The following is an 11,995-nucleotide window of genomic DNA, read 5'->3' on the forward strand; positions in this document are numbered from 1 at the left end:
TAAGTCGGAAATTTCGATTCCGTAGGCGAGGCAGTTTTCATTCATGCCTCTTAATCTACCATTTACGTGTACTTATTTTTTACAGTAGCAGGATAACTCCTGTGAACGTTTACGAAACTTTGTATGGTGGTTAGCAGAGGAGCAGAGGGGCAGAGGGGAAAGAACTTGTATAAGCCTCTCCTCTGCTCCCCTGCTCCCCTGCTCCTCTGCCGACCTCCACCCAGCAATTTTGGGTTGGCGAACTACTAGAGCGAAATATGCAAAATTTCGCCAATTGTAGAGAAACCAGCGCGTTTATAAATCCACTCCTCCGCCTCATGTGCTGCCATGAGAAAAGCCACTGTCACGCCTGTGTTAAAAGCCTCTTGCACCAACCGAGTTGTCAAGGCTCCTGCTACACCCCGCCGCCGAAAAGGAGTACGTACACCAATCCCAGCAATCTCTGTGGTCTGATTAACAGGCACAGAACAAATTCCAGCGCCTACAGATTCCCCTGTAGCTATTACACGAGCAAGTACCGCAATTGTACCTGCTGCTATGCTAGCTCGTAAACGTTGGGCATCTTCAGGGCTTGGCGAAGATTCTCCATAAGCCTCGTTTTGCACTGTAACAGTAGCCAATATTTGTTCATCCGAAACGGGCATGAGCAGTTCTATACCTTCAGGTACGGTCAGGAATTGCTCTAAAGGGGGAGTACAAGTCATCAGTGGCAAACGCCCTTCAACCACAAAACCAGCCGATATTAGTATTTTTTCAACAGCAGGTGCTAATTTCGTAACGTACTCCAAACGTGGTTTTCGCCCACGCCTCTGATAAGCATGAATCAATGCATTCACTTCGTTGGGTGTTGGGGTAGCATTGTTATCAGGAATAGCATAATTAAGAAACGGGTTGACATAAGAGCGATTGAACGTTGCAAGAAACGAACCGATTTGCTCCGTCTCACGTTGCTGAATTGCTGCCAAGCGCAAGTATGATTGAATACGAGAATCCATAAATGGTTAGCTCGATTTTGTACAGTTCCTCAGATAGAAAACTCAACACAATCCTATGCTTTGGGTTATTGCATTCTCTCAAAGTGACAAAACAGGATTAGTTGTAATCAAAAATAATTTAGATGCATTTGCCATGCAATCGCCTTAGTTTAATAGTTCTTTACCTGCTCGTCCAAAAAACACCATAACCACTGTTCTCCTAACTCAGCCGAGCTAATCACTGAATGTCCAGTTTCCTCATAATGCCGTCGGGCATGTTGATGAAGGGAAGAATCACAGCACAGCATCTTTCCACAACTTTGACAAATACGGAGATGCACCCAGCGACTGTTGATTTGGATACACTCTTCACAACGGAATACTGGGTAGTTTGCTTTAGAAATCAGAGTTTCCATAGTCAGATTGTCTAAATGTTCGCAACTCATAGGAATTTGAATGACACGTTAATCAGAGTATAGATTAGTGCAGGTAAACACAGCTAATTTTGTGAGTTATGCATTAAAGTTCATATCTAAATGGCACGCTTGATAAGGGCAAATCCATTATTATTTGTAAGGCTTTTTGGTATGAGGTATAGTAAATGTTCAGTGCAGCTAAGATTGTGCTTCCTTAATATTGCGACAACAGAACTAGCAACATAAGCCATTGTTGAAAACTGCCATAATCTTAACTGCGATCGCTGGAGCTATCATCATTGCTATCTTGAGGGACTCCAAAAACTAGTGAAAATTTTACTTTGAAATTAGAGTCTCTATTCTAAGCTCCTGGAATTATACCCATATTACATTTCCCCAAAAAGTGACAGAATTTCTTCATGATGAAATTATTAAGTTGAGTTAGCTGATGACACTACTGGCACCTATCCTTGAACAAACTGTGGGTAAGATTCGCTTTTGTGTAGATGATGTCAAAAGCACACAGGAGCGATTACCTGTAGAAAATGCAAAATTTCAGTTAGAGAAGCAATTAGGGAAACAACTGCTGGCATTTAGCCACAATGATACGTTTGAGGTAATTCCAGACCAAGGTATTCATTCGCTGGCGCTTGCTGTTCACACTGCCTTTAGTGAACATCGCCCGTTATTGTTAACACCTGATATTATTTGGATAACATTATCACAAGGATTTGCTCAACATATCAACAATCATGCAGAAACATTGCGGTCGCGCTTGGTTAATTATCAGGGGAAACAACAACTGATAGTTGAAACCCGACAAATACCCAGCCATCCCCAGCACTGGAGTCAAGCCGTTCAAGAATGGGCATTGCATATCCGCGATTATGTAGGAGCGGATCTATATCAATTGCTAGAGTGTAACTTCAGTACTACAACACCCATTACTCACACAGCTAGTCATGTCGTAATGATGAATGCCTTCCAAAAATATTTTGACTACGTGATGTACTGCGTGTGTGGCATTCCTGAGATTACGCTGTTGGGTACTGTAGAAGATTGGCAAACTATCAGCGATCGCGTTCAAGTCATAGCTGAGTATGATTTAGACTGGTGGACTGCTCGTTTAATGCCAATTTGTCGAGAATTTGTGGAAACCGCTTCAGGCAGACCATCACTCTTGTTTTGGCGCTGTATCTACAAACCTGAACCTGTTTATGGTGTTGAACTAATTACTGGCTGGTTGGCAGATTTGTTCCCTTATATTACGCATTCAGTAACTAAAGCTCCCTCGGTGAAGAATCCTGTTCTGGAAATTGATCGCTGCGAACTGGAGAACGCGTCATTATCTGAACAATTATTTTTCAAACAAATTGCTCATGGTATTTCTCCTGAATGCTTGCCTTTGGGACTCTCTCAAACTCCATTCCAGCTGATAACGCCAGATGGACAAGAACATTCTTTAGAACTACTTGCTGGTTTCATTGGCGTTCATCAAGATTCCTTGGAGCAAACTTTACAACCCGAAATTGGCTGGGCTGTGCGTGAACGTAATAATAACTTTGCACAGTTACTCGACAAAATTCAACAGCAGCACATCACACAAGCACCTATTGATTGGTCGGAATTTTATCAAAACGCTTCTGATGCAGTTCCCAAGGAACACATTCAAATCCTGGAGCGATTTGATGGAGCCATACTTTATGCTAATAGCGGTCATTCTTGGCAAATTCCAAAGTTTAATTCTGGTAAAACCTACGAAATCCCTGAGCCAAATTCTTTGTACTATGATGCAACCCACCTAATTGATCTCGAAGATGGGCGTTGTATTGCCTATGTTTTTAACTCTCGCTCTTGCGAATGTTTGATTCTTTTGGGCAAGCAGACTTTAGATCATAATCAGCTTCAAAATCCCATAGTTATTGCTAAGAGCATTCCGGAACTCTTTGAACGCATATTTCAAGTCCAGGGGCGATACTATTTTGATGATTCCCATTTTGTCTGGGAGCCTTAAAACACTTACATGAGAAACTCACAGAGATTTTGCATCAATTATTTAGAGTCGAGTTTATGAACAACCAACCAGATCAAAAAAGCTACACACCACAAGAAACGCCGTGTCTTATCTGCGGTTCACAAAATTGTACTGTTGGAGAATCAGTAAATCAGTAGGTGTATTTCCGTGCTGATGGGGCTGGGTGGGAAAGAGGCGATCGTTGATACTCTCGATTTGTACCATAACCAAGGTGTTGACCCAAGAGCGATAGCCGTTCGCGCTAGCGTATCCTTTGGAGAAGGCTTAAGCGGGAGCTTATCGAAATTTCCTTTATGCAGTTAGCCGAGAATCACCCAAAAGCAGATTTGCGAATCGTGGGCATGGAAGTACGCGGCCAAAACAAGTTTCTGCTTCGTGCTAAAACTGCTGTTGAAGCTGACAAGTCTGAACTAAGTGCGGAATATTGTGAAATTTATAATCAACTCAAAGCATTAGCACAACAGGATTTACAAGCACTAATTCCAGAGAAAGATAGCCGAATTCCTGGTTTAGAGACTATGGTGGTTACGGCACTGCAAAGCCCTAAATTTTACGCCCAAACTTATAGTAATCAGGGAAATACTATGTCACAAAGTCCTAACAAACAATGCAACTTTGACCTCAAAGGCGCTCAATTTGCAGGTGGTCTAGTCAACGCAGACACAGTACCCGCACAACAAATAGACTTGTCCGAAAACTCCAAAGCCAGACTGTTCAAAGCTTTGAGGCAAAACTTTGATATTTGCGTAAAAACGCAATAATAAGGGTTTGAGATAGTTACTGTCAGTTTAGAGGCATAAAAACAGACTCCTTTATTTGAGATTTATCTGACTATTCTTATTAGCTAAGTTGGCAAAATTAAACTACCAATTCTCAGCCTAACTAACCCACAGACTGTTAAGATAATCTGCTCGTAAGTCTCAAGATTTAGCCGAAATCTCTGCGAGGAAATCCGAAATATTTTGAGCAGGCGGATTAAATGCTCAATAAATATCCGATTACTGGACAAAGCTTTGTTCTCATCTTTTTGCTGTTGAGTTAATTCTCGTTTTGGTTTCTTTTTATGAGGAGTATTGATATTTTCACCTCCTTTGAAACCTTTATCACCTAAAAAGGGTTGAGATTTATCAAATTTATTTTGAGATTTACGAAACAGTTTTATATCTGCTGTTGGCCCAGGAACACCTATTTCTACCTCCACAATATCTTTACCTTTTGGTATGCCAACTACCAGACTTTTTAATATATGTTGTGTTTTCTTAAAAGAATTATATTTTTGTTGTTCTTTTTGGTCTGAGTTCCTATATATTGGCTGTTTCAGGCTATCGACTAACAACCTAAAAGTAGTTAGTAATTCTTGTACAAACAGTAAATCGCTCTCGTTATTTGAGACTTGTTCTAACAAGCTGGAGGGTAAAATGTCTCGAAGAATAGGTATCCATTCATGGAATGTATCGTTAGCTTCAGTTTTAGAAACACCAAACAACATTCCTAATACTTGAAATGTTGGCATCTGTCTTAAATAAAATAGACATAAACATACTTGTTCTTGGATTAGTAATTTTTCTTTACGACCACCACCAGCTGCATTAATTCTTATTTTTCGGCTCTCTTGTTTAGTTTTAATTTCCTGATGGCGTTTTATGGCGCAATTTAATAGTGATTGTAATTGTTCGTAACTAATCCCTAAAATTTGTTTTGTTCTATGTGGATATTTCTCGATGTAATCAAAAACCATACTTAATTCATAAAAATGGTAAATGCTCAATTTAACATTTTACCATTTTCTTTTTCTAAGTTAATATTTCGGACAAATCTAATCGGCGGCAATATCACGAACTATAGCCCACAGCAAAAGCAGAATCTCGCAGAAGCCGCAGCAGAAATTCAGCAGCTTCTCAACAAATTGGGACAGAGTTATCCTACTAGCACTCCACTAGAAAAACAAATAGCAGTCACAGAAGCACTCAACCAAATCAATAGTAATTTTACTTTGAAAGTACGGGTACTTGGAGCGCTGAAAGCTGGCGAGACAGAGGCATTAAAAGAATTAGTAGATCATCCTCTTGTCAATATACTTTTGGCAACTTTAGAAGGTTGGCAGGATGTTGAATAGTTCAGCTACTACAAATGAAGCAGAGGGATAAATGGCACTTTTTTGGGAAAAAGGTTTGAAACCCTTATCATGACTAGATTACACTTTCATTCGGCAACCCCTAATTAGGGGGCTTTGGGTTCGATGAACTTGAGCTTCAAATTGCGTAGGCTATTTGAACCGCAGGCATCGGTGCGAGTACCCCTGCACTCAAAAACGCTCAAGCTGGTTTGCGGTGATAAAATCAGAAGAATCAGCCGTTTTAGGATTACAGAAAGCTACAAACTTAACTAATAGGGATTAGCGCAGAATGAATGACCAGCAATTATTTAATGATCGTTTGGCTGTATTGGCGACAATGCACCAAAAAGAAAAGGTAATTGCTCCACTATTAGAACAAGAGTTAGGCATCAAAATTATAGTACCACAGGATTTTAATACTGATATTTTTGGCACATTTACTAGAGAAGTAGAACGTCAGGGAACACAAATTGCCGCAGCTAAATTAAAAGCAGAGAAAGCTTTAGAATTAACACAAGAAAATTTAGCGTTCGCTAGCGAACGTAGTTTTACACCCCATCCATTAGTTCCTTACATTTACTGTAATAGAGAAATAGTTGTTTTTTTAGATAGTGAAGACGGATTGAGGTGGATGAAGTGTTGAAAACAGCGATCGTCCGTCTTTTTAAGTTGCGATCAAGTTGATATCTGCGAGCGTTTGAGGTGGAAGTTGCAGAGATGCGGCTTTGAGGTTCTCGTGCAAATGCTCAACAGGACGTTCCTGAAAAGCAAGATGTTAAGAATACGTTGCAGCTTTGCAATCCAGCCTCAGCTATCATCAGCGATGCTCGATCAGGTCATACATGCCGTTAAATGAGTTGCCGCGCACCATGTCAATACTTAGAAAGTCATGTGGAAAGCCCAACTCGATCTGGCTGACTTGATCGAGCTTTTGCAAGTGTTCATCTGAGAGTGTTACCTCTAGACACTTCAGGTTATCTTGCAGTTGCTCCAGCTTGCTTGCGCCCAAAATTGGGATCATCTGCGGACTTTGGGCACGAATCCAGGCAAGCGCCACTTGCGATGACGATCGCCCTAACGCTTGAGCAATCTCTCCTACAGCATGAGCAATCTGCAAACTGCGATCTGGAATATGCATGCCGCGAGAAGTCGCTTGAGTATCACCCTGACTGTACTTCCCCGACAGTACCCCGCCTGCTAAAGGTGACCAAAGTGCCACTGCAAGCTCGAAAGCATCTGCCATCGGCAACAAATCGCGTTCTGGTGTGCGTTCGATCAAACTATACTCAATTTGCAAGGCAACGAATTGCGTCCAGCCATTGCATCGGGCAAGGGTATTTGCTTCCGACACAATCCAGGCGGGCGTATCGGAGATGCCGATATATAGAACCTTGCCTTGCCGTATGAGATCATCTAAGGCTCGCATCACTTCTTCAACGGGAGTAGTGAAATCCCAGGCATGAAGCCAGAGGACATCCACATACTCGGTGTTCAATCGTTTCAAACTGCCTTCAAGCGATCGCATCAGATTCTTACGATGGTTGCCGCCATCATTTGGATTCTGCCCAGTTGGAGGCATTTGACTTGCCAATGAATACTTCGTTGCTAAAACAAAGCGGTCTCGATCAGCGGCAATCAGTTCACCCACGATCTTCTCACTGCTGCCGTTGGTATACATGTTTGCCGTGTCAATAAAGTTGCCGCCTGCCTCGACAAAGGCATCAAACATCTGGCGGCTCGTGTCTTTGGGTGCGCCCCAGCCCCAATCATCGCCAAAGGTCATTGTGCCGAGACACAGTTCAGAAACGCGGAGTCCGCTTTTACCCAACAACTTGTATCGCATAGCAATGATTCTCCTGTTTACGAAAGTCGCAATGAAGTAGTCTTTGTTGAAGAGACCGGATTTGCTGATCGAATCCATCTATCGATCTATACATCTTTTACGGAGCAGCGGTTGTCGCGATCGAATTGAGATCGGCGATCGCTTGAGGTGGAAGTTGCAGAGATGCGGCTTTGAGGTTCTCGCGCAGATGGTCAACGGATGAAGTTCCTGGAATCAGCAAAATATTAGGAGAGCGTTGCAACAGCCACGCCAGGGCTACTTGCAGCGATGTGGCATTCAAAGCGGTAGCGGTGGCATCAAGAGCAGACGATTGCAGCGGCGAGAATCCCCCCAACGGGAAGAATGGGACATAAGCGATTCCTTGCTGTGCGAGTTGATCGATAAAAGCATCATCGTCGCGGTGCGCTAAGTTGTACTCGTTCTGAACGCAAACGATCTCGGTAATAGTTTGTGCCTCTGCTAACTGCTTGGGCGTGACGTTGCTGAGTCCGATATGGCGGATCAGCCCCTGTTGTTTGAGTTCAGCCAAAACGGTCAGTGGCTCCGCGAGAGAACCCTCCGATGGTTTTTCTATGTCACCCATCATCCGAAGATTGACAACATCAATCGCATCAATTCCGAGGTTTCGCAAGTTGTCGTGAACGGCATCAATCAGATCCTGCCGCGACATCGCAAGTTGCCACGAGCCATCTTCAGGACGACGGGCACCAATCTTAGTCACAATGACGAGATTCTCTGGATAGGGATACAGTGCTTGTCGGATAATCTGATTGGTAATGTGCGGACCGTAGAAGTCGCTGGTATCGATGTGATTAACTCCGAGTGCGATCGCCTCGCGCAGAACGGCAACCGCAGCATCGACATCACGCGGCGGGCCAAAGACCCCTTTACCCGCGAGTTGCATCGCACCGTATCCTAGACGATTTAAAGTGATCGACGTGTTTGGCAGCGTGAAGCTGCCGCCAAGATTTGTTTGTACAGTCATGTTACTGCTCCTTGTTAATATTTAAGACTTTTCTTGCTTGAACTTAAATGTGCTATCCGTTATTGGTCAATAGCACGTGCCACATCTTGCCATTCTGTCCAGACCTTTAATCGCTGCTCATAGATGTGCGGGACAACCTGAGTTGCAAACGTGCCGAGGAGCAGACGCAACGGCGGATTCTCGGCATCGACGAGCTTGAGCATTGCCGCACTGGATGCGGTGGGATCGCTAATTTTCACATCCGCATTTCGAGTTGTCCGTGCATTCCGCAAGCTGTCATAGTCCGCGATCGGCGTAGCGTGCACCGCCGAGCTACCTGACCAATCTGTACTGAACCCACCCGGCTCGATAATCGTGATTTTGATGCCGAAGGGCGCGACTTCCTGACTGAGTGCCTCACTGAATCCTTCCAGTCCCCACTTAGAGGCGTGGTACAGTCCGAGCATGGGGAATGCACCAATCCCTCCAATGCTGGAAACCTGGAGAATATGTCCACTGCCTTGCGATCGCAGGTAGGGCAATGCCGCTTGCGTAACCCACAGTGCCCCAAACAGATTGGTTTCGATCTGCGCTCGTGCTTCAGCCTCGCTGACTTCTTCGATCGCTCCAAACAAGCCATAGCCTGCATTATTAACAATCACATCAAGCTGTCCAAAATGCTCATGTGCTGCCTGCACCGCTGCCAAGTCCGCTGCTTGATCAGTGACATCCAAACGCAGAGGTAATATCTGATCGCCAAATTGCTCCACCAAACCCTTGAGGCGATCAGGATTACGCGCCGTTGCAGCCACTCTGTCTCCTCGCTCTAGTGCCGCCTGAGTCCATTCGCGACCAAATCCGCGTGATGTACCCGTAATAAACCATGTTTTCATTGGTGTTCCTTGGTCAAAAAGTTTATGAAAAGTGATTGATGAAGAAGAAGGCACGAAGGACTTTTTGCCCGTTAGACCCAAATCTGTCCCATATCGGGGTGTCAAGCTGCCTATATAACTGAGTTGGCCACTTGAGCTAGTGCTTCTCTAAAACTTCAGAAAGCCCCAGTGATCAACTAGGTCTTCTTGTTTTTAGTCATTGTCTTAGCCTCTTACTGCTGTATTTGCACAGATTCATTCTATGAGTCAGAAGCAAGGGCTTAAATACACAAAACTGGCAGATGTTTGCCTAATCCTCTCAAGCAAGGTGCAAGCAACAAAAAAATGTTCCTATAATAAGCGCAAGAGAACAGTCACAACAGACAGGACGCATGAAAATCGAGATAACGAGCCACGAGGCAGCGATCGACAAATGTGAAGAACTGGCGGCATTAGTTGCTCGGCACACGAACGGCAAGGGCAACGGTGCCCATATAACTGCGATCGATTCTTTAGCATTCATGCGGGAATGTGATTCTGTTACAGCAATGCACGGTGTCAGCGAACCCGTGCTTGGACTTGTGGTGCAGGGCAGAAAAGAGGTGCTGCTCAATGAAAAAGCTTATCAATACGGCGTTGCTCAGTATCTGGTTGTTTCGGTGGATTTGCCGATGAGTGGATGTGCTGTCGAGGCGACACCCGACAAACCCTATCTATGTCTTAAGCTAAAGCTAGACTCTGCCCAGCTCTGTGAAATCATCGCTCAAACGAATCCAAGTATCGATCAGAAAGATTCCGTCAGCGGCTGGTTCATCAGTGATGCCGATTCAACGTTGATTGATTGTGCCATCCGCCTGACAAAGCTTCTAGAGACACCGCAAGATATCCCGTTTCTCGCCCCAATGGCCATCCGCGAAATTTATTACCGCCTGCTCATCGGTGAACAAGGGGAAGCGGTTCGTCAGATTGCCACGGCTGGTAGCAATATGCAGCGCATTGCTGAAGTCATCAAACAACTCAAAGCAGATTTTGCCAAGCCGCTACGAGTTGAGAACCTGGCTGGGCAGGCAAATATGTCTGCTTCATCGTTCCATCGCCACTTCAAGCAAGTGACTTCGATGAGCCCGCTGCAATATCAAAAACAATTGAGACTGTCAGCAGCGCGTCAGATCATGCTGTCCGAGAATGTGGATGCGACCCAGGCGGCTTATCAGGTGGGCTATGAGAGTATCTCACAGTTTAGCCGCGAGTATTCCCGGATGTTTGGTGCGCCACCTATCCGAGACATTGAACGGTTACGGGTCGCTTGACCTTGCCTGTTTTTGAACCCGGGCGCGATCAAACTGCTTCAATTTTGTACAATTGCCCCTAAAGTGCCACTGACGGCACGTAAATAATCATCTGGCGATAGCAGAAGCAACATACCTCGCATTCCACCAGAAACAGTAATCTGCTCAAATAGAGTTGCAGTTTCATCAAGGTAAACGGGATAGTCTTTTTTGCTAGCTAAAGCTGTCACACCGCCACGAATGTATCCTGTTACTGGCTGAACTTCCTTGAGAGCAACTGTCTCAACTTTGCGGTTTCCTGAAATCCGCGCCAAAGCTTTCAAGTCTAACTGAGCATTTCCTGGCACAACAGCAAAACATATACCTGTTGTGTCACCTCTGACTACTAAAGTCTTAAAAACTTGCTCTGCGGGAAGTCCTACTTTCTCGGCTGTACTTTCAGCAGCCAGATCGTCAGGATCTACTTCATAGCTCAGGATTTGGTAGGGAATACCTAGTTTGTCCAGTAGTCGAGCAGCATTGCTTTTCATAAAAATGTTGTCATTCTAAGTAACGACATTTTAAAATTAAAATAATTATATGGCTTTCAATCTATAACCCTATATCTCCCACTGCTGCTGGCTTTCTAGCTTTTTCATAGGGCAGACTTCTCCTTCAATATTATTAGGAAAATTTTGTGCCTTATCGGAGTAGATTGCAGCAGCATCAATCTCAATTTCATTGTTATAAAATTCTGCGAGACCGAATAAGATGTTCTCGGAGATAATACGCTCTTGACGAAGCAGTTTCGACAATTGCATTCAGCAACACTGAACAAGATTCATGCATCTTTCTTGGTAAACTTCCAGTTTGATCAAGGTGTAGAAAACGCTGAATTGATCTCTCTAAGTAGAATACAGTGTTAACCCCTGAGAACAAACGAGTTCCCTCCTCCCTATTTTGATGTTTTGAAAGGATACATACTCCTGATTCAAAAAAAATTGAAGGAAAATGATACATAAGTGAGGCCAATGCTTCAAACACGTCTCGATTCTTTCCAGCATTCTTGACGAACTCAAGAAGAAAATCTTTCCCTAATGCAATGTCTTAAGTTTCGTAATCAACTTTCTGCCAAGGCGTATCAGCGTTTAGCATACTACGAATTAATTTTTGCCTGTCATTTTGTTGCTGGTAGCCAGAGTCACTGCTAGGAAAATTAATAGCTATCTTTTGTACGTATCGGCTCAAAATTTCGGGGTAGAGATTTATTCAGGTAGCCACGACCAACCAAATGGGTTAGAAGAAGACTTCTCTCGAATAATGTTACCCAAACAGGGAATATCACCGAGTTGCAAAATCCGGTCATGCATATACTCAAAAAAGCTAATACCTAACTTACGAGTAGTGGCAACCAGGGACATGAAAATATCCCATGCTTTGGTACCAAGTTCTGTTTGGGTGGCATAACTAATCTTGCGTCGCTGTACCATAGTTCTAGCAGCCAACT

13 protein-coding genes and 2 pseudogenes are annotated in these 11,995 nt (G+C 43.9%); 5 read left to right on the forward strand and 10 right to left on the reverse strand.

The window, feature by feature from the left end; translation table 11 throughout:
* Positions 1-245 precede the first annotated feature (245 nt).
* Both H6G97_RS35885 and H6G97_RS35890 read right to left on the reverse strand, forming a co-directional pair.
* The gene (locus H6G97_RS35885) at positions 246-995 is read right to left on the reverse strand and encodes a GNAT family N-acetyltransferase (RefSeq protein WP_190945326.1); all 750 of its coding nucleotides are present in this window, start codon (positions 993-995) and stop codon (positions 246-248) included.
* A 149-nt stretch (positions 996-1,144) separates the two neighbouring features.
* On the reverse strand, positions 1,145-1,390 hold the full coding sequence (locus tag H6G97_RS35890; RefSeq protein ID WP_242055739.1) for a UBP-type zinc finger domain-containing protein: 246 nt from the start codon (positions 1,388-1,390) through the stop codon (positions 1,145-1,147).
* 448 nt (positions 1,391-1,838) lie between these two features.
* On the opposite strand from H6G97_RS35890, the gene H6G97_RS35895 reads away from it, so the two are divergent.
* Together H6G97_RS35895 and H6G97_RS35900 are read left to right on the forward strand one after the other, a co-directional pair.
* A complete protein-coding gene (locus H6G97_RS35895) occupies positions 1,839-3,404 on the forward strand; it encodes a DUF4419 domain-containing protein (protein ID WP_190945330.1) in 1,566 nt (521 codons plus the stop codon).
* 314 nt (positions 3,405-3,718) lie between these two features.
* Complete coding sequence (locus H6G97_RS35900; RefSeq protein WP_190945332.1) at positions 3,719-4,186, forward strand: hypothetical protein; 468 nt, start codon at positions 3,719-3,721, stop codon at positions 4,184-4,186.
* Positions 4,187-4,269: 83 nt separating this feature from the next.
* Here H6G97_RS35900 and H6G97_RS35905 read toward each other — a convergent pair whose 3' ends face one another.
* Positions 4,270-5,163, reverse strand: a complete 894-nt coding sequence (locus H6G97_RS35905; RefSeq protein WP_190945334.1) for a transposase family protein — start codon at positions 5,161-5,163, stop codon at positions 4,270-4,272.
* 15 nt (positions 5,164-5,178) lie between these two features.
* Here H6G97_RS35905 and H6G97_RS35910 point away from each other — a divergent pair, with 15 nt between their 5' ends.
* Positions 5,179-5,541, forward strand: coding sequence for a hypothetical protein (locus tag H6G97_RS35910; protein WP_190945336.1), 363 nt, complete (start codon positions 5,179-5,181; stop codon positions 5,539-5,541).
* A 289-nt stretch (positions 5,542-5,830) separates the two neighbouring features.
* A pseudogene (locus H6G97_RS35915) lies at positions 5,831-6,160 on the forward strand (DUF6671 family protein); the annotation flags it as partial.
* A 198-nt stretch (positions 6,161-6,358) separates the two neighbouring features.
* On the opposite strand, the gene H6G97_RS35920 reads toward H6G97_RS35915, so the two are convergent.
* The 3 genes from H6G97_RS35920 to H6G97_RS35930 all read right to left on the reverse strand — a co-directional run bounded on the left by H6G97_RS35920 (position 6,359) and on the right by H6G97_RS35930 (position 9,346).
* A complete protein-coding gene (locus H6G97_RS35920) occupies positions 6,359-7,384 on the reverse strand; it encodes an aldo/keto reductase (protein WP_190945354.1) in 1,026 nt (341 codons plus the stop codon).
* 97 nt (positions 7,385-7,481) lie between these two features.
* Positions 7,482-8,369, reverse strand: a complete 888-nt coding sequence (locus H6G97_RS35925) for an aldo/keto reductase family oxidoreductase (RefSeq protein ID WP_190945338.1) — start codon at positions 8,367-8,369, stop codon at positions 7,482-7,484.
* Between the two features lie 59 nt (positions 8,370-8,428).
* Positions 8,429-9,346 carry an SDR family oxidoreductase gene (locus tag H6G97_RS35930; protein WP_199349883.1) on the reverse strand — a complete coding sequence of 306 codons (918 nt, stop codon included), beginning with the start codon at positions 9,344-9,346 and terminating at the stop codon, positions 8,429-8,431.
* A 266-nt stretch (positions 9,347-9,612) separates the two neighbouring features.
* Here H6G97_RS35930 and H6G97_RS35935 point away from each other — a divergent pair, with 266 nt between their 5' ends.
* Positions 9,613-10,530 (forward strand): AraC family transcriptional regulator, encoded by a 918-nt coding sequence (locus H6G97_RS35935; protein ID WP_190945340.1) that lies wholly within the window; start codon positions 9,613-9,615, stop codon positions 10,528-10,530.
* Positions 10,531-10,568: 38 nt separating this feature from the next.
* Here the strand turns inward: H6G97_RS35935 and ybaK are convergent, their stop codons facing one another.
* From ybaK to H6G97_RS35955, 4 genes and pseudogenes are all read right to left on the reverse strand, one after another.
* A complete protein-coding gene (ybaK, locus tag H6G97_RS35940) occupies positions 10,569-11,039 on the reverse strand; it encodes a Cys-tRNA(Pro) deacylase (protein WP_190945348.1) in 471 nt (156 codons plus the stop codon).
* 69 nt (positions 11,040-11,108) lie between these two features.
* Positions 11,109-11,303, reverse strand: coding sequence for a hypothetical protein (locus H6G97_RS35945; RefSeq protein ID WP_190945350.1), 195 nt, complete (start codon positions 11,301-11,303; stop codon positions 11,109-11,111).
* A 292-nt stretch (positions 11,304-11,595) separates the two neighbouring features.
* Entirely contained in the window at positions 11,596-11,736 is a 141-nt protein-coding gene (locus H6G97_RS35950; RefSeq protein ID WP_190945352.1) for a hypothetical protein, read from the reverse strand.
* A 17-nt stretch (positions 11,737-11,753) separates the two neighbouring features.
* Positions 11,754-11,995 (reverse strand): annotated as a pseudogene (locus H6G97_RS35955) (hypothetical protein); the annotation flags it as partial.

The organism is Nostoc flagelliforme FACHB-838 (assembly GCF_014698065.1).
In the GTDB taxonomy this organism is placed as follows: Bacteria; Cyanobacteriota; Cyanobacteriia; order Cyanobacteriales; family Nostocaceae; genus Nostoc; species Nostoc flagelliforme_B.

What these genes read in the sequence shown, in the direction of transcription:
- H6G97_RS35900 (WP_190945332.1), top strand. Translation starts at nt 3,719, where the DNA reads ATGCAGTTAGCCGAGAATCACCCAAAAGCAGATTTGCGAATCGTGGGC.
- H6G97_RS35905 (WP_190945334.1), bottom strand. Translation starts at nt 5,163, where the DNA reads ATGGTTTTTGATTACATCGAGAAATATCCACATAGAACAAAACAAATT.
- H6G97_RS35920 (WP_190945354.1), bottom strand. Translation starts at nt 7,384, where the DNA reads ATGCGATACAAGTTGTTGGGTAAAAGCGGACTCCGCGTTTCTGAACTG.
- H6G97_RS35935 (WP_190945340.1), top strand. Translation starts at nt 9,613, where the DNA reads ATGAAAATCGAGATAACGAGCCACGAGGCAGCGATCGACAAATGTGAA.
- H6G97_RS35890 (WP_242055739.1), bottom strand. Translation starts at nt 1,390, where the DNA reads ATGGAAACTCTGATTTCTAAAGCAAACTACCCAGTATTCCGTTGTGAA.
- H6G97_RS35885 (WP_190945326.1), bottom strand. Translation starts at nt 995, where the DNA reads ATGGATTCTCGTATTCAATCATACTTGCGCTTGGCAGCAATTCAGCAA.
- ybaK (WP_190945348.1), bottom strand. Translation starts at nt 11,039, where the DNA reads ATGAAAAGCAATGCTGCTCGACTACTGGACAAACTAGGTATTCCCTAC.
- H6G97_RS35910 (WP_190945336.1), top strand. Translation starts at nt 5,179, where the DNA reads ATGGTAAATGCTCAATTTAACATTTTACCATTTTCTTTTTCTAAGTTA.
- H6G97_RS35925 (WP_190945338.1), bottom strand. Translation starts at nt 8,369, where the DNA reads ATGACTGTACAAACAAATCTTGGCGGCAGCTTCACGCTGCCAAACACG.
- H6G97_RS35895 (WP_190945330.1), top strand. Translation starts at nt 1,839, where the DNA reads ATGACACTACTGGCACCTATCCTTGAACAAACTGTGGGTAAGATTCGC.